Consider the following 15426-nt stretch of genomic DNA (forward strand, 5'->3'; position numbering starts at 1 on the left):
TAAATCAATCCCAGTTCGGTGCCAAGCCTTCCGGGCTGACCAAACGGCCATTATTTTCCAACGTGGCGATCTCCGCCATGTCCTCGGCAGTCAGCGTCAACTGTTGCGCCAGCAGGTTGCTCGCCAGGTTTTCACGTTTGGTTGATGAAGGAATCACCGCGTACCCCTGCTGTAGCGCCCAAGCCAGAATGACCTGTGCCGGGGTAGCATTGCGGCGTGCCGCGATCGCCTTGATTGTCTCATCCTGCAATGCTTTGCCATATGCCAGCGTCATGTAGGAAGTAATAGCAATGCCATGCTGTTGGGCAAACGCCACCACTTTGCGGTTCTGCAGGTAAGGTGAAAGCTCAATCTGATTTGTGGCGATCTGATCGCTCCCCACGGCGTCAATCGCCTGCTGCATCAGATCCAGAGTGAAGTTGGACACACCAATCTGGCGCGTCAGGCCCAGCGCTTTGGCCTCGGCTAACTCAGCCATAAACTCTGCGACAGAGACCTCATCATTCGGCGAAGGCCAGTGGATTAAGGTTAAATCAACATAGGACGTTTGCAGCTTTGTCAGGCTTTCTTGCAGGCTTGGGATCAGCTTGCCCTTAGCCAGATTGGCGATCCAGATCTTGGTGGTGATGAACAGCTCGTCACGCGGAACACCGCTGGCGGCAATCGCCTGGCCTACCGCCGCTTCGTTTTCGTAGATCTGCGCAGTATCGATAACGCGGTACCCCAGCTCAAGTGCGCGAGTGACCGAGTCGATCACGACCTGATCCTGAAGACGAAAGGTACCTAAACCAAATGCAGGGATGCTCATAATTTTATTCTCTCATTAGGATGTTGAAACGATATGAGAGGATTATGGCAACTGTTTTGTTGATCAAAAACGCCCTATTGCGCATAAGACTTTTGATTAAACAGCAACAATTGCCGGGGTGATCCCCCCGGCAATGAAGCGTTATGCCCAGCGACGCAGAATTAACGAGGTATTGATGCCACCAAATGCGAAGTTGTTCGATTGGACAAACTCCGTATCAATCTGGCGATAGTCACCCATGATGTAATCCAGTTCGCCACAGGCGCTGTCCGGCTCACTGAGGTTAATCGTCGGTGCAAAGCTGCCCTCACGCATCATCTCCAGCGCCATCCAGGCCTCCAGCGCGCCACACGCGCCCAGCGTATGGCCAAAATAACTCTTTAATGAAGAGATCGGCGTACGGTCACCGAAAATGGCCGCCGTTGCCTGACTTTCAGCGATATCGCCACGGTCTGTTGCCGTTCCGTGAGCGCTGATATACCCAATATCGCGGGTTGCCAACCCAGACGCTTTCAGCGCCTGTTGCATGCAAACTTGCATGGTTTCCTGCTGAGGCTGGGTAATATGTGCCGCATCACAGTTGGTCGCAAAGCTGATAATTTCACCGTAAATGGTGGCACCACGCGCCAGCGCGTGTTCCAACGATTCCAGGATCAGGGTTCCCGCGCCTTCACCAATGACCAAACCGTCACGTTGACGATCAAACGGGCGCGGTGAAAGCGCAGGGTGATCGTTTTGCTGGCTGGTGGCAAACAACGTGTCGAACACCGCTGCCTCCGAAGGACATAGCTCTTCGGCGCCTCCTGCCACCATCACCGTTTGATAGCCGTGACGGATACTCTCGTAGGCGTAACCAATCGCCTGGCTGCCCGACGTACAGGCGCTGGAGGTCGGGATCACTCGCCCCCGCAAGCCGAAGAACAGGCCTGTATTGACCGCCGCAGTGTGAGGCATCATCTGCACATAGGTGGTGCCGGTAATATTGCCGGTGTGCTTTTCGGTCAACATGGTGGCGAACTCGCTGACTGGCTTGGTACTGCCGGTTGAGGAACCATAGGCGATGCCGGTCTCGCCGTTGGTCAATACAGCCTCACCCAGTAGCCCCGCTTGCTCCAGCGCCAATTCCGTCGCCCGAGTCGCCAGCAATGAAACGCGTCCCATCGAACGGATACGCTTGCGGGTATAGTGCTCCGGCAACGCGAAATCCTCGACCGGAGCACCGAGGTGAGTGTTCAGCCCTTGATACTCTTCCCATTGTGCCATGTAACGCACGGCATTCTTGCCCTGCTTCAGGCGGCTGGACACGTCCGCCCAATTATTGCCAAAGGCGGTGATGCCCGCCATACCGGTAACGACTACGCGCTGCGTCATACCATTCCTCCATTAATGGAAATGACTTGCCGCGTCACATAACCGGCAATATCCGACATCAGGTAGCTGGCTAGCCCCGCCACCTCTTCCGCAGATCCCATGCGCTTGAGCGGAATAGCGCGCATTGCGTCATCCAACGCTGCAGGCTCCATGTCGATCATCCCTGTGTCAATCAGGCCAGGTGCAATGCAGTTAACCGTAATTTTGCGCTTTGCCAATTCAATCGCCAACGCCTTGCAAGCGCCTATCACACCGGCCTTGGCTGCACTGTAGTTGACCTGTCCACGATTTCCCATGACACCCGAGACCGAAGACAACGCGACAATCCGCCCCCCTTTGCGCAAGCCAATCATCGGCATGACACAAGGGTGCAGCACGTTGTAGAAGCTATCGAGGTTGGTATGGATCACACCATCCCAGTCGTCTTCACTTAATGCCGGGAAAGCGCCGTCGCGAGTGATACTCGCATTGTTCACCACACCATAATAAGCGCCGTGGGTGTCAATATCCTGCTCAAGCCGCTCACGGCACTCAATACGGTTGCTAATATCAAACTGAATCAACCGCCCTTGCCCGCCAGCACTGACAATCTGCTGCAGCGTGTGCTCTGCCCCGTTCTTATCGCTGTGGTAGTGAACTACTATCAAAAAGCCATCCGCAGCCAAGCGGCAGGCAATAGCCTGGCCGATTCCTTTGCTGGCGCCGGTGACTAAAACGGAACGCATCATGCGTCTCCCCTTAAGGTCGTCAATTGAATAATTTCTTGTTGATCAGGCTGATAGGTGTTCAACCTGCCCTGTGCTATTTGCACATTATTGATACTGATCTCGCATTCAAAGCTGGCTAACTTTTCATCTTTCAACAACTGATGCACGCTCACCAACAGTTCGCTACCGGCGGGAAAAGACGACAGTTCGCAGTGAATTGCGCGTCCGCCAAGCAGCATACCAAGCTGGGGCGGCTGAGCGCGCTGGCGACCATGCCAACCACTCCATACGCCAATCGCCTGCGCCATCAGCTCAATGCCATACCAGCCAGGCAACGCCCCTTGCGCGTCAAGGAAAGGGGCCAGCACGCCGTCACCGCTAACCATTACTGCGCATCGCGCATGTTCTTCCCCCACTTCCAGTACCCGCTCCAACAGCACCATAGGAGAAGCGTGAGGCAAGTAGTATTCGGCGTTGTGATACCGATTCACGGCGCATCTCCCAACAGCAGACAAGCGTTATTGCCACCGAAGGCAAAGGAATTGGACAAGATCGTACGTGGCCCCAACGACTGCGGCTGGCAAACCAGACCTATGGTTGGGAGTTCAGCATCGCGTGGCACAACGCTGAAATCCTGCTGTGGTAACGGCAGCTGTTCGGTCAGCAGTAACCAACTCAACGCAGCCTCTACGGCACCGGCAGCGCCCAACGTGTGGCCCGTGAGATGTTTGGTGGAACTGCAGGGGGTCTGAGAACCAAACAGGCGATTCACCACCTGAGCTTCAACCTGATCGTTCAGCCGCGTGGCGGTACCATGCAAATTAATATAGCCAACCTGCTCGACGCCCAAACCTGCCTGCCGCAGTGCCATTTGGATAGCCCGTTCGGCACCGTCACCCGACGGGTGCGGCGCCGACATATGCCAGGCATCCGAAGATTCGCCGACGCCCAGCAGCGCTACGGGTGCCGCTTCCCGCGTTAACAACATCAATGCCGCCGCCTCGCCAATATTAATGCCGCTACGCCCGGTCGCGAAGGGTGTGCAACGTTCAGCGGACAGTGACTCCAGGCTGTTGAAACCATTGATTGGCATTTGGCACAAACTGTCAGCACCGCCGACAATCGCCGCATCCACCAGCCCTGCCTCAATCAGGCGCTTGCCGCTGATGATGGCGCGAGCACTCGAGGAACAGGCGGTAGATAGGGTATATGCCGGGCCACGGGTACCGAGGAAAGCACTGAGGAACTGGCCCGGATCGCCCAATTCCTGCTGCTGATAATCATAACCCTGCGGCCATTGCCCTGCATGGTACTGCTGTAACGCCAGCTCACCCTCGCGGATCCCCGAAGTACTGGTGCCCATAATCACCGCGACACGCTCCGCACCGTAACGGGCGATAGCCTCTCGCACCGGCGCATCAATCTGCGCCAGCGCCGCCAGCAGCAGGCGGTTGTTGCGTGAATTATGCCGTTTGAGTGACTCGGGAATGGTGGGTAACTCCCCCTGCACATTGCCAAACCAGGAGGGAGCGCCGCCGATGAGCCACTGCGTTTGCGGTTGCATGCCTGGCGACACGCCACGCGCCAGATTTTCTGCAATCTGCGGCAGGCTATTACCCAGTGCATTCACCATGCCTACGGCGGAGAAGTAGATCATTATTCGCTCCCCAGGTTTTGAATGGTGATGCGATAGTGGAAGGCGGATTGCGCAATAGAAACGGGTTCACGCCGCCCATCTGCTTGCTGGTAACGAATTTCACTGACGATCACCCCGCGATCATCATACAGGCGACGCATCTGGGGTTGATCCTCTAAGCGCCATCCCGCGGGCAACAAGGGCTGCCAATCGGCTACCGGCCAATAACTCAGCATAATGTCGGCTAGCACCTGGCTGGCTGGCGGCAGCTCACCCACGTTGATCAACTGTTCGGTGCGGATCCCCTGATGATCATAGGTCAGGTTGAACAGGCGAATGCCGAGCGGTGACATACCCACCAGTTGCAGGCGCTGGCCGTCAGCATTGAGTAATACCAGCATCGAATGCTGCTGCCCTTTTACGTTGGCGGTCAGTAACTGTTGCTGATTGAACGGTTGGGCCAGCGTCGGCGCGGGTAATGTTACCCGGGTTCCGGGCTTCAGCCAGGCTTGTGGCAGGGTCTGATCCTGCGGGCTGGCACAGCCGGCCAGCACGGCGACCAGCATTAACAACATCATTCGTAAGCCGTGCATCAGGCTTTTCCTCTTTTTCTTTTTGTTGCTAACGTCAACGGCGCCAACAGAAATGCTACGGCGATTCCGCTGCTCAATACGATACCAAAACTGCTGATGGCCTGTGTATGACTCAGCACTAACATGCCGAAGGTCAGTTGAGTGGTGAATACCGCCATAAAGATGGCGAACATTGAGGTGGTCGGCGTACCACGGGGATTCGTAAAGAACAGCGTATAGTTAATGCCAATCCCCAGTACCAGCACCAGTGCCAATAACGAGAACAAATTCAACGTATGGCCACTCAATGCCAACACCGCAATACCGCTACCCAGTGACAACAGCGTTGGCACCATACAGCGCAGGCCATGGCGCACACCAAAACGCCACAGATAGATAAGCGCAATCACCGCCACTGACAACATCAGCAAATACGAGAGATACAACCGGTATTGCCCAAAGAGCTCACTGAATTCGGTTTTACGATCGATCCATCCGGTGCCCGGCACTTGCTCGGCCAATGCCTGCATCGCCGCACTGTTTTGCACGCCGTTGACAGGCACCAACGCCGCGCTGCGGCCATCAGGTAGCGTCAACCACAGCAACCGCCAGCCCTCGCTGACCACGCTGCCCATCCATTGTTCCGGTGTTACCCATTCAGGCGTCAAGTCCGGGGCGTTCAGCGCCAGATCCGCCTGCTGTAACTGCGCCATCACTTGGGGTACAACCCGTTGCAGCAAGGCAGCATTCTGCTGCTGACGCTGAAGTGAAGGTAAAGGTAACAACCGATAATCCGCCAGTATGCCTTGCCGTTTAGCCTGTGCCAGCATGGGCTGCAACAGCTCCATTCGCTGTAGCAACTGTTCGGCATTAGTGCCGTAGACCACCAGCCATTTCTGATCGTTATGTTGCCCCGTTAGAGCGGCGATACGTTGTTCCTGCTGCTGCAGCGCCATTGGCAACGCCTGTAATTGCCCAATATCGTCGTCCACCTTCAATTGGCTGAAGCCGACTATCACCAGCAACAGCACTGCTCCGGGCAACCCATAACGCAGTGCTGGCCGATGACGCCAGGCATGTAACCAGCGCAAAATCAGCGTTAATCCCGGCGCCGGGCGCACAGGCAACCGACGCGATAACCGTGGGTACCAACATATCACCGTGATACAGGCGGCGCTCAGCCCTGCAGCGGCAAACACCGCCAATTGCTGTAAACCCGGAAATGGCGCAATCAACAGCGCCAGGTAGGCAACCACGGTGGTCACTAACGCCATCGACAAGGCGGGCAACAGTTTCTGCAAACTGGCTAATGGCGTCGATTGCTGGCCATGTACCCTTCGTTCAGTCAGGAAATAGAGCGTGTAATCCGCCGAAATGCCGACAATGCTGATGCTTAGCACCAGCGTCATCACATGTATTTCTCCAAACGCCAGCAGCGTAGCGACAGTACCCGCCAATGCGCCAATGCTCACGGACAGCGCACACAATAACAGCGGCAACGGCGATCGGAACATCAACAACACCAATAAAAACACGCCCACGACCGACGCCAGGCCAATGGTGGAAATATCCCGTTCGGCCTGTTGGCTGGCGTAGTTGCTGTAAAACAGCGTGCCGCGATTCAACACCTCTGTGCCCGGCCAGCGTTGTTGCAGTTGTTGCTGCAACGCGGCCAGTTTATCCACCGTTCGCCGAGCACTGGTGATGTCATAAGAAGATGCACTTAACTCCGCATGCAGCAGATACCAACTGCGGCCTTGTGCGTCGCGCGCCACCAGCCAGCCGTCGGACAGGCTCAACAACCCCCCGTTTTGCTGCTGCGCCAATTGCGAGGCACGTACCAGCATCAGCGGATCGTTAGCCAGTTCTTTACCGCTGACGCCGGCGAAAGCTGAATAGAGTTGCCCGAGGATCCACTGGCTTTGCGCATCCGGCCCCTGCTGAAGCCGTTGCCGGGTAGCATCGTCCAACAACACGTTACGGTGCTGGTAGAAAAATCGCCCCCACTGCTGTTGGCGTTGCGCATCCATTGGCCCGCCAACCTGCTGCAGTTCGGGCATCTGCCGTAATTGCTGCCACCACCACTTCACCGCCGCGCTATCCGCGCCTGGCGGTGGGCTCACCAACCACATCAGTTGCCGATCGAGCCGGCGACTGAAACCATCAGCCAGTTCATCCGGCACCCCCACCAATTGCTGCTTGGGTAATAACGCCAAGACGCTACTGTTAATCTGGCTACGCGGTAACAGCCAGCACAGCGCTGCAAGCAAGAGCAGACAAATCGCCAACCAACCCAAGGCTAACCGTCGGTGCAAGTCAGGACGCAAAACGCTGTTGCTCCGCAGCCGTCAGTGTCTGGGGTGCCGTTTTCTGGTTAAAGAAACGGATATGTGTGGCGTCACTTTGCATATCATCAATATCAATGGTTTCCAGGAATTGCTCACCATTGAGAGTAATGCGCTTGAACAACTTATCGAGCGGCGTGGTTTTCGGTGTCAGTACCAACCGCCATTGGTTGTGCCCAAGATCGCTGAATTGCAAAGCAAAGTTTTGTTCCAGTGCCTGGCTGTCAGCGTGAAACAGTGCGGTCAGCAGATGGTTGAACTGAAACATCTGCGGGTTGTTTTCCGCCGTGACCACCTGCGGTGGCTGGCCTGCCAGGGTTTGTACCATACGTTTATCGTCCAACAGCAGGGTCAACGGGAAGGGTTTCTGCTGCGCCCACCACAGCCCTTTTTGCTGAGAAATCAAAAGCTCACCACTGGACTTCAAGGGCTTTGCCATGCCGCTAATGCTGCGTTGCTGTTCGAACTCGGCACGCAGTACCGGCTGTTGACTAAAGCGCTGTTGCAGCTCCGGCAGCGTTACCGCCTGCACGCTCAAGCTAAAAAAGGCAGCGATAGTTAGCACCCAGAATTTCATTGCGCCTCCTCGATGTTATCCAATAGCACCTGCGGCGAAACGAAACACATCTCTTTGCTGGCAATCTCTACTGCCACCTGAATGGTATGACCGCGAGTGGTTAACTGACCGCTATGTGCATCAAGGATGCGGTAGCCAATACGCAGGCGATTTTCATATTCCTCCAGCTCGGCACAGACACTAATTTTCTGTTCAAACAGCACTGGAGCAATATATTTCACTCGTGTGTCGACGATCGGCCAAACATAGCCCGATGCCTGCATTTGCCGGTAGCCATAGTTAAACTGTTTCAGCAAAGCCTCACGGGCGATTTCAAAATAGCGGAAGTAGTTACCATGCCAGACCACCCCCATGGCATCGGTATCATGGAAAGGAATGGTGATCTCAACCTTAACGGAAAAACGCGGATCGTCTTTTAGCTTCATGTCTCAGGCCTCTGTTGCGATGACGGTTGCGACGTCAACTGCCAGAAATCGAAAAAATTAAACCAGTCGAGCGGTGCCAGCAGACAATAATGTTCCAGCCGCGCGGCATACTGGTCCACCGCCTTTTGCAACGCCTGCTGGCGCTGTTGACGGGGTAAAATTAGCGGATCGGCAAAGGGTTCAAAATAGACGTTAAGATGCCCCTGCTGCTTGAGGCCGAACATCAGAAATACCGGGCAGCGCAACGCGGCTGCCAGAATGAATGGGCCCTGCGGAAACGGTGCAGGGTGACCGAGGAAACGGCTCCACACGACACGCGGCTGCTCACCGCGCTGGAATTTGCCCGCGGAAGTACGATCGCCCACGATCGCCACCCATTCACCGGCATCCAGTTTATCCTGCAAGCGCATCGCCGTTTCTGGTCCCAACGACGTCACAGAAATCAAATTCACATTGGCGCGGGGATTAACCTCTTTCATCAACTGATTGAAACGCTCGGCGTGTTCCGTAAACACCAGCGCATTGACCGTCACGCCGGAACCCAACTCCCCCAGCGCCCGACAGGATTCAATATCTCCCAAGTGCGAGGCCAGAATTAAGGTTCCCTTGCCGCTGGCAATTTGATGTTCGCACAGAGAAGGATTCACCAACTTGATATCGCTCAGCTCGCCTTGCCAACTTGCCAGCTTATTAAGCATCGCATCACCAAAGCGCATAAAATGACGGAAGCTGTCGAGTGGCCCGGGCAACGGCTGCTGCCGCCCCTGGGCAAACAGCTGCAGGCGCTGCAGATAGTCTCGCGATGCCTCCCGCTGAGTACGGCCAGTCAGCCAGAAATAGCCGATCACCGGATACAGCAGTAGTTGAAAAGCCCGGCGGCCGAACAGACGGTACACCCGCAACATCAGCCGAATGCCCCACAGGCCCTGACGCTCTTGCGTCGCCGACCAATGTTCTGGGGCTGCCAACCGACGCCGCTGGCGCAACAAGCGGGGAATACGCGGCAACATGCCGAAAAACAAACGGGTATGCATCCAGGATATGCGCAAATTATCGCGCAGCGCATCGAAGTGGGAAACGCCGTCGGCAGGATAGGTCACACGCGTGGGTAGAAAACGGCTTGCGACCCCCTGCCAATATAGCCTGACCATCACTTCGGTATCAAAATCCATGCGTTTGCCAAGCGGTTGGCGTGTCGTCAACGCCAGCGTCGACGCCACCGGATAGACACGAAAACCGCACATGCTGTCTTTCAATGACAGTGACAGGGTTTCGATCCACACCCAAACATGGGTGATATAGCGGCCATACAAACGCGCTTTCGGCACTGAGCTGTCATACACAGGCCGACCGGAGATCAGACAGTCTGGGTACCTTTGCGCTTCGGCTATCATTGCCGGGATATCGCTCAGTTGATGCTGACCGTCGGCGTCCACCTGTAAAGCATGGCTGTAACCCTGCCGTTGTGCCAACTGCAAACCGGCGATTACTGCCGCGCCTTTGCCTTGATTTTGCTCCAGCCGCAGTAACATGACCCATGGCAGCCCAGCAGCCAACCGCTGTAACTCCTGCTCGGTCGCGGGATCACTACCATCATCGACAACCAGGCATGGCAAGCCATAGCCTGCCAGCGCAGCCAGCACTGCTGGCATCATCTGCCCATGATTAAAGCAAGGGATAATAATGCAGGGAGAGAAGGGTGCGCTCACTGACATAATGAGATCTTGCCGCTGCTGGCCGTCGCCTCACCCACGCGGTAACTAAACAACAGCTTCTGCCGCGCGGGTTGCCATTCAAGCTGTAACGTCACTGTTTGTTCAGGTAGCAAGGGTTGTTGAAACTTGATCACCTCGATCCCCTTGAACTCGGCCTCAATAGCCAGCAACTGCCGGGCATACTGCATAACCCAGTTCAACTGCGTGACCCCAGGCAAGATCGGATGTTCTGGAAAATGACCCCGAAACCAAAACAGCCCGGCAGGTAAACGCAGCTGCAGGCTGGCATGCGTTGCATCACTCACCTGTTGTTGCAGCACCTCAGGTTGCATCATAAAAATAGCTCCTGTAGTTCGGCATAGGCGCGTTTACCTTGTGGGTTAAGCGGAATGGCGTCGATAATACGCCAACTGCGTGGCAGGGCCACCGGCTCTAGCCAACACCGTAATGCCTGATGCAACGCACGGGTAAATCCCCCTTCAGACAAGGCATGCCGGCGCGTTTCACCATACGCAGACAGTACAATCACCGCCGCCAATACAGTGCGCCCCCTTCGCTGTTGCGTTATCACCGCAGCATCGGCGATCTCCGGCAGAGAAATGAGGCGTTGCTCGACTTCGGTTAGCGACAGGCGTTTCTCTTCCAGCTTGATAATACGGTCAGCACGCCCCTTTAACTGAAATTGCCGGCCATCTGGCGCAAGCTGAATAATATCGCTCAGCACCAGTTCACCGGTATCGGGTATTAATGGGGACATAGCCTGAACACTGCCATCTGAGTTTACCGTTAACCTTACATCCGCAAACGGCTGCCACAATGTCTCTTCACGATCTTGCCTGCGCCAGGCCAACGTACCCGTTTCCGTCGTGCCATAAATTTCCAACGGCAATACGCCCAGCGCTTGCTTAGACTGCATTGCTTCCGCGCAGGATAGCGGACCACCTGCGGAAATAACATCAACGCACTCTGCAATAGCCAACCGGTTATCTAATCGTTTAAGCCACGCGGGACTGCTGACGAACACTAAACGTTGCCCCTTGTGCTGAGCAATCAACTGTTCATGGTATTGCGTCAGCTGCGCATCAAAGGGCAGGCCCAAAGCCAGCGGCAGGAACACCCGAAAGCTCAGGCCATACATATGTTGGTGAGAGACCGAGGCAACGACGCGACATCCCTGGAAAGTATCGCCCCACGTTGCGGCCAAAAGCTCGCTTTCTCGGTCCATGCAGCTTACAGATTTATTCACCGCTTGCGGCTGGCCGGTCGATCCGGAAGTATAAAGGATAAAGCGAGGATCCCGAGGCCAGGCAGGTAAGCCTATATCTGCACCAGCGCCCTCGGATACAGCCAAAATGGGTACGCCGGGATTAAGAGCAAGATCGGTCAATAACGCATCGAAATCCGTTCGCTGCTCTTTGAGGATAGCCTCACGCTGGTGACCAAAAATCACGGGCACCTTGCCAGCATACAAAGACGCCAGCAACGCGACAGCAAAGCGATAGCTATCATCAAAACACAGCGCCCAGCGGCGCTCTTCCCTGCCCAGCAGTTTTTCGGTCAACGCCGCAACGTCACGGCGAAATTGGCCAAGACATAATGCTTTGTCGCCACGCCAGGCGATAAGCACCCTATCGTCGCGTGCCGAACTAAGCCATTGGCTCATTGGCAAACTTAGATGTGCCTGACCCTTTTCCTGACTATCCATTCAATACCCATTAATGCTCCCATCAGCAGATAGCTGATGCCGCCGTTATACAGCGTCCAAAGTGCAATATCACCGGACAAACAGGTTGCCAGCGCTATTGCACCGTTAACAATAAAAAAGCCACACCACACCTGAGTCACCCGCCGCGTATAAATAATGCCGGCGCAGTCCAACTGCGGCTCTGTCATTCGGGCCAGCCGCTCAACCACCGTGGGTGGTACAAACAGGGAGTATACAAACAGTATCAACAGTAATGCGTTGACCAGTACGGGGTAATACAACAACCAATGGTTCTGTTTCAGCGCCCAGCTGACAAGCGCCAGTAGAATGCCAACGATGGCTAACGCTTTGCCCAGCCACATTTGCTGACGCAGTTTACCGCGCAGTACGAACAGACGAAGGGTAAAGAACGTCACCAATAACGGCGCCAAGACAGTGGTTCCCCAGCGTGATAAACCCACCCAGACCGCCAGCGGGTAAAGCAGCAGCACTAGCCAGGTCGCAGCCTGCAGCAGCCGTAACACCCCATTTAGCCAAGGAACAGTCTTCACCTTCACGCCCTGGCCTTAGCTGTCTGACTTCAGCAACGCATCGATGGCATCAACCACGTCTTGCACAGTACGTACCGACTTGAACATTTCAGGTTTGATCTTCTTACCGGTTGTTTTCTGCAGGTGCACCACGAGATCCACTGCATCAATACTGTCTAGCTCTAATTCTTCGTACAGCCGAGACTCGGGTTTGATGTCATCGGCATCCAACTCGAACAACTTGACCAGTAATGCCTGAATTTGCAGGTAAATTTCTTGCTTATCCATGAAAACCCCTTATTTGCTACGCTGTGCAGAAACAAACTTCGCCAGCGTTTCCACGGAATAAAAATGTTGCCGCATATCTTGGCTTTCAGCCGACAGCACCACGCCATAACGGTTCTTTAGTGCTAAGCCCAGCTCCAAGGCGTCAATGGAGTCCAAGCCCAGTCCATCACCAAACAGCGGCGCCTCGGCGTCAATCTCCTCCGGTGTCATACCTTCAAGATTGAGCGTATCAATGATCAATTGCTTGATTTCAGAGCTCAATAAATTCATTACGCTATTTCTCATTATTTATAGAATCTGACTGTAAAGCGTCAGTTAAATGCTGGGTTAATCTTCTTGCCGCGAGGGCGGGAGAAACGTCATTCGCATGTATAAATGCGCGAGCGTCGATCTTGTCCTGAACGGTGATGCGGAACTGCGGTTTTATCGGCGGGATCTTATACCATTTGCCCTCTTTCGTCAGCATAGGTGGCTGGCAGTGGATATGCACCACGCGGATATCACACTGGCTACGTAGCGCAATATTGGCTGCCCCACGTTGCAGGGTCAGCCCCTTGCCCGGCGTCGTGCGTGTCCCTTCAGGAAAGATCAGGATAGTTCCACCGCTGGCCAGACGTTGGCGGCACTGTTCCAACAAAATATCCGACTGCGCGTTGGCCAGATAGCCCGCAGCTTTGATCACACCACTGACAAACACGTTACTCAGTAATGCTTCCTTGACGATACAGTCGCAGCGCGGCATCTGTGAAGCCAGCAACACATAATCCAGCAGGCTGGGATGATTGGCGATAACCAAACAGCCACTGTCCTCACTTAAGCGTTCAACGTTGTCGAAATGGTAATCCAGTACACCGAAAAAACGCGTCGTTGCCAGAAAAAAGCGGAAACTATGCCGGATCGCGTTTTGTGTCAGCCGGCTACGACGCGCAGGATCGCGCACCACCAGACGCATCAGGTTAAACCAAACGCCTGATAGCAGCAGGCCGCCCAGACCGAAAAGAGAAAAGCAAAAGCCGGTGGCCACTACCCGCCAACAGCGATTAACCCAGGACGATTGTTCGGGCACATTTCCCGCAGATATCGTCGTTGCCATCAGCGCCCCCACGACCAGCCGTGCCGCGGGCCCGGAACAGTGAATGCATCATCAGTGCGCAACCAACCGCGCAAGAACGACAGGCTTTGTGGTTCCTGACAGCCCGTCGGCCCGTCGTCTACGGCGTTGCAATGCAGTGAACCACCGCTTTCCAACAGCAACGCGACAGCATAAGGGTAGGAATTCGCGGGAGTAAAAGGCCGGTAAACTTCCGGCACAACACCGTCAAAATCAATTAATAGCACCCGCTCCGCGCTACCCGTCGCCAATACGGCCTGGGCCTCTATCATGCCCTGCTGAAAGCTGTCTTCACCGGCGGCCAATGATGTCGTTGGCAAGATATTCTTCGCCATAATCGTTAACCAACCGGCAGCCGTGTTGTGCACCGACATGGCAAAATCCGTTGGCGATAACGGCTGTTCTTGATGCAGATGTTGGAGAATTTTGTGTGTCCGCGCTAACTCACCATGGCGGCTGGTAAAGATCGCCATATCCGCCTGGAAGTCATTCAGTAAGATGAGTCCACTCTCTACTGCCAAACGCGTTCCGACACTCATTCGACGTAGCGACATCATGGGAATATGTGAACAACCGGGTAATACACCCTGTGATTCAGTAGCAAATGAGTTGTCTGCAGCCCATTGACGCCAAGCTTCACGCGTTCCACGATCGGGAGCCATTGCCCACCAACTGAGTATATTCATGTCGCCGCCATATAAGGGTATTACCGGTCAAAGAAATTGCGTGGGTAAATTTATTATATCTGACCTCAGATTGCATTCCCAAAATTCCTATTTTTGCACGGAATATCCAATTAAAAGATTAGGAATACTTATCGACATACCGCAGTGAGACTTGAGTAAAAAGAGAATTATCACGATGAAAAGCAGCAATATTTGTCGAAAAGAATCTATAGAGGTATCTTAATGAGGGGAAACCATACCGCGCTCTTCGTGTATGGCTAATACATTTCTTATTTACGACCGCTCATGGAAAAGAGTATGAAACCATTAAAGCTCATTTTAACTGGCGTATTCGCCGCAGTTCTGGTCAGTGGGTGTGCAGGCACTGCACCGGTAAAAAACATCAATCAGAATGTTGTAGGGAGTCACACTGAAGCACAAGTGCGCCAGGCCATTCTCGCTGCCGGGCTGAATCGCAACTGGATGCTGAATCCGACGAGTGATGGCGTGATAGATGGCAAAATCCTGTTACGCGGGCACAGTGCTAACATCCGTATCACTTACAATACAAATAGTTATCAGATTAAGTATCTGGGCAGCAGTAATATGGATGCCAAAGATGGAAAGATTCATCCAAACTATAACCGCTGGGTAGCCAATCTTGATAAAGATATACAGTTAGAATTGGCGCGCCAGAATATTAAATAACAATAATAAGAAGCATTAACCCGGCAGAGATAATACTGCCGGGCATAGTGTTCTTTATATCGGCATTTATTTAGATAAATCTTTATAAAAACAGGGTTTCACCACATAAATCACGCAGAAATATTATGTTTCTTTGGATTTTGCATATGAAAAAGCCCTGAGTCATAGACTCAGGGCTTATCAATTAGTGGCGGAACGGACGGGGCTCGAACCCGCGACCCCCTGCGTGACAGGCAGGTATTCTAACCAACTGAACTACCGCT

At 54.2% G+C, this 15426-nt stretch carries 18 protein-coding genes; 1 reads left to right on the forward strand and 17 read right to left on the reverse strand.

What is annotated here, in order from left to right; genetic code table 11:
• Positions 1-4: 4 nt before the first annotated feature.
• The 17 genes from dkgB to AC2FCQ_RS20580 form a co-directional block, all read right to left on the reverse strand.
• Positions 5-808 carry a 2,5-didehydrogluconate reductase DkgB gene (gene dkgB / locus AC2FCQ_RS20500; RefSeq protein ID WP_209636861.1) on the reverse strand — a complete coding sequence of 268 codons (804 nt, stop codon included), beginning with the start codon at positions 806-808 and terminating at the stop codon, positions 5-7.
• A 141-nt stretch (positions 809-949) separates the two neighbouring features.
• A complete protein-coding gene (locus tag AC2FCQ_RS20505) occupies positions 950-2179 on the reverse strand; it encodes a beta-ketoacyl-ACP synthase (RefSeq protein WP_490308921.1) in 1230 nt (409 codons plus the stop codon).
• A complete protein-coding gene (locus tag AC2FCQ_RS20510) occupies positions 2176-2907 on the reverse strand; it encodes a 3-ketoacyl-ACP reductase FabG2 (RefSeq protein ID WP_490308920.1) in 732 nt (243 codons plus the stop codon). Before AC2FCQ_RS20510 ends, AC2FCQ_RS20505 begins: the two co-directional genes overlap by 4 nt.
• Entirely contained in the window at positions 2904-3377 is a 474-nt protein-coding gene (locus tag AC2FCQ_RS20515) for a hotdog family protein (protein ID WP_209636867.1), read from the reverse strand. The genes AC2FCQ_RS20510 and AC2FCQ_RS20515 overlap by 4 nt, the downstream gene beginning before the upstream one ends.
• Positions 3374-4543: a beta-ketoacyl-[acyl-carrier-protein] synthase family protein gene (locus tag AC2FCQ_RS20520; RefSeq protein WP_490308919.1), complete on the reverse strand. Its 1170-nt coding sequence runs from the start codon at positions 4541-4543 to the stop codon at positions 3374-3376. Before AC2FCQ_RS20520 ends, AC2FCQ_RS20515 begins: the two co-directional genes overlap by 4 nt.
• Complete coding sequence (locus AC2FCQ_RS20525; protein ID WP_490308918.1) at positions 4543-5115, reverse strand: DUF3261 domain-containing protein; 573 nt, start codon at positions 5113-5115, stop codon at positions 4543-4545. The genes AC2FCQ_RS20520 and AC2FCQ_RS20525 overlap by 1 nt, the downstream gene beginning before the upstream one ends.
• Positions 5115-7421, reverse strand: coding sequence for an MMPL family transporter (locus AC2FCQ_RS20530; protein WP_490308917.1), 2307 nt, complete (start codon positions 7419-7421; stop codon positions 5115-5117). Before AC2FCQ_RS20530 ends, AC2FCQ_RS20525 begins: the two co-directional genes overlap by 1 nt.
• Positions 7411-8016 (reverse strand): LolA family protein, encoded by a 606-nt coding sequence (locus AC2FCQ_RS20535; RefSeq protein WP_209636875.1) that lies wholly within the window; start codon positions 8014-8016, stop codon positions 7411-7413. The genes AC2FCQ_RS20530 and AC2FCQ_RS20535 overlap by 11 nt, the downstream gene beginning before the upstream one ends.
• Positions 8013-8441 carry an acyl-CoA thioesterase gene (locus AC2FCQ_RS20540; protein WP_209636877.1) on the reverse strand — a complete coding sequence of 143 codons (429 nt, stop codon included), beginning with the start codon at positions 8439-8441 and terminating at the stop codon, positions 8013-8015. Before AC2FCQ_RS20540 ends, AC2FCQ_RS20535 begins: the two co-directional genes overlap by 4 nt.
• Positions 8438-10156: a glycosyltransferase family 2 protein gene (locus tag AC2FCQ_RS20545; RefSeq protein ID WP_490308915.1), complete on the reverse strand. Its 1719-nt coding sequence runs from the start codon at positions 10154-10156 to the stop codon at positions 8438-8440. Before AC2FCQ_RS20545 ends, AC2FCQ_RS20540 begins: the two co-directional genes overlap by 4 nt.
• Complete coding sequence (locus AC2FCQ_RS20550; protein WP_265554850.1) at positions 10147-10491, reverse strand: 3-hydroxyacyl-ACP dehydratase FabZ family protein; 345 nt, start codon at positions 10489-10491, stop codon at positions 10147-10149. The genes AC2FCQ_RS20545 and AC2FCQ_RS20550 overlap by 10 nt, the downstream gene beginning before the upstream one ends.
• Positions 10488-11819 (reverse strand): AMP-binding protein, encoded by a 1332-nt coding sequence (locus AC2FCQ_RS20555; RefSeq protein ID WP_490308914.1) that lies wholly within the window; start codon positions 11817-11819, stop codon positions 10488-10490. Before AC2FCQ_RS20555 ends, AC2FCQ_RS20550 begins: the two co-directional genes overlap by 4 nt.
• Positions 11820-11827: 8 nt before the next feature.
• Entirely contained in the window at positions 11828-12412 is a 585-nt protein-coding gene (locus AC2FCQ_RS20560; RefSeq protein WP_490308913.1) for a COG4648 family protein, read from the reverse strand.
• 15 nt (positions 12413-12427) lie between these two features.
• Positions 12428-12679: an acyl carrier protein gene (locus AC2FCQ_RS20565; RefSeq protein WP_265554857.1), complete on the reverse strand. Its 252-nt coding sequence runs from the start codon at positions 12677-12679 to the stop codon at positions 12428-12430.
• A 9-nt stretch (positions 12680-12688) separates the two neighbouring features.
• On the reverse strand, positions 12689-12949 hold the full coding sequence (locus AC2FCQ_RS20570) for a phosphopantetheine-binding protein (protein ID WP_037426925.1): 261 nt from the start codon (positions 12947-12949) through the stop codon (positions 12689-12691).
• 4 nt (positions 12950-12953) lie between these two features.
• Positions 12954-13772, reverse strand: a complete 819-nt coding sequence (locus tag AC2FCQ_RS20575) for a lysophospholipid acyltransferase family protein (protein WP_490308912.1) — start codon at positions 13770-13772, stop codon at positions 12954-12956.
• A complete protein-coding gene (locus AC2FCQ_RS20580; protein ID WP_490308911.1) occupies positions 13772-14476 on the reverse strand; it encodes a beta-ketoacyl synthase chain length factor in 705 nt (234 codons plus the stop codon). Before AC2FCQ_RS20580 ends, AC2FCQ_RS20575 begins: the two co-directional genes overlap by 1 nt.
• A 297-nt stretch (positions 14477-14773) precedes the next feature.
• Here AC2FCQ_RS20580 and AC2FCQ_RS20585 point away from each other — a divergent pair, with 297 nt between their 5' ends.
• On the forward strand, positions 14774-15163 hold the full coding sequence (locus AC2FCQ_RS20585) for a hypothetical protein (protein WP_209636891.1): 390 nt from the start codon (positions 14774-14776) through the stop codon (positions 15161-15163).
• The last annotated feature ends 263 nt before the right edge of the window (positions 15164-15426 follow it).

It is taken from the genome of Serratia sp. CoH_134_PS_4 (genome assembly GCF_058190535.1).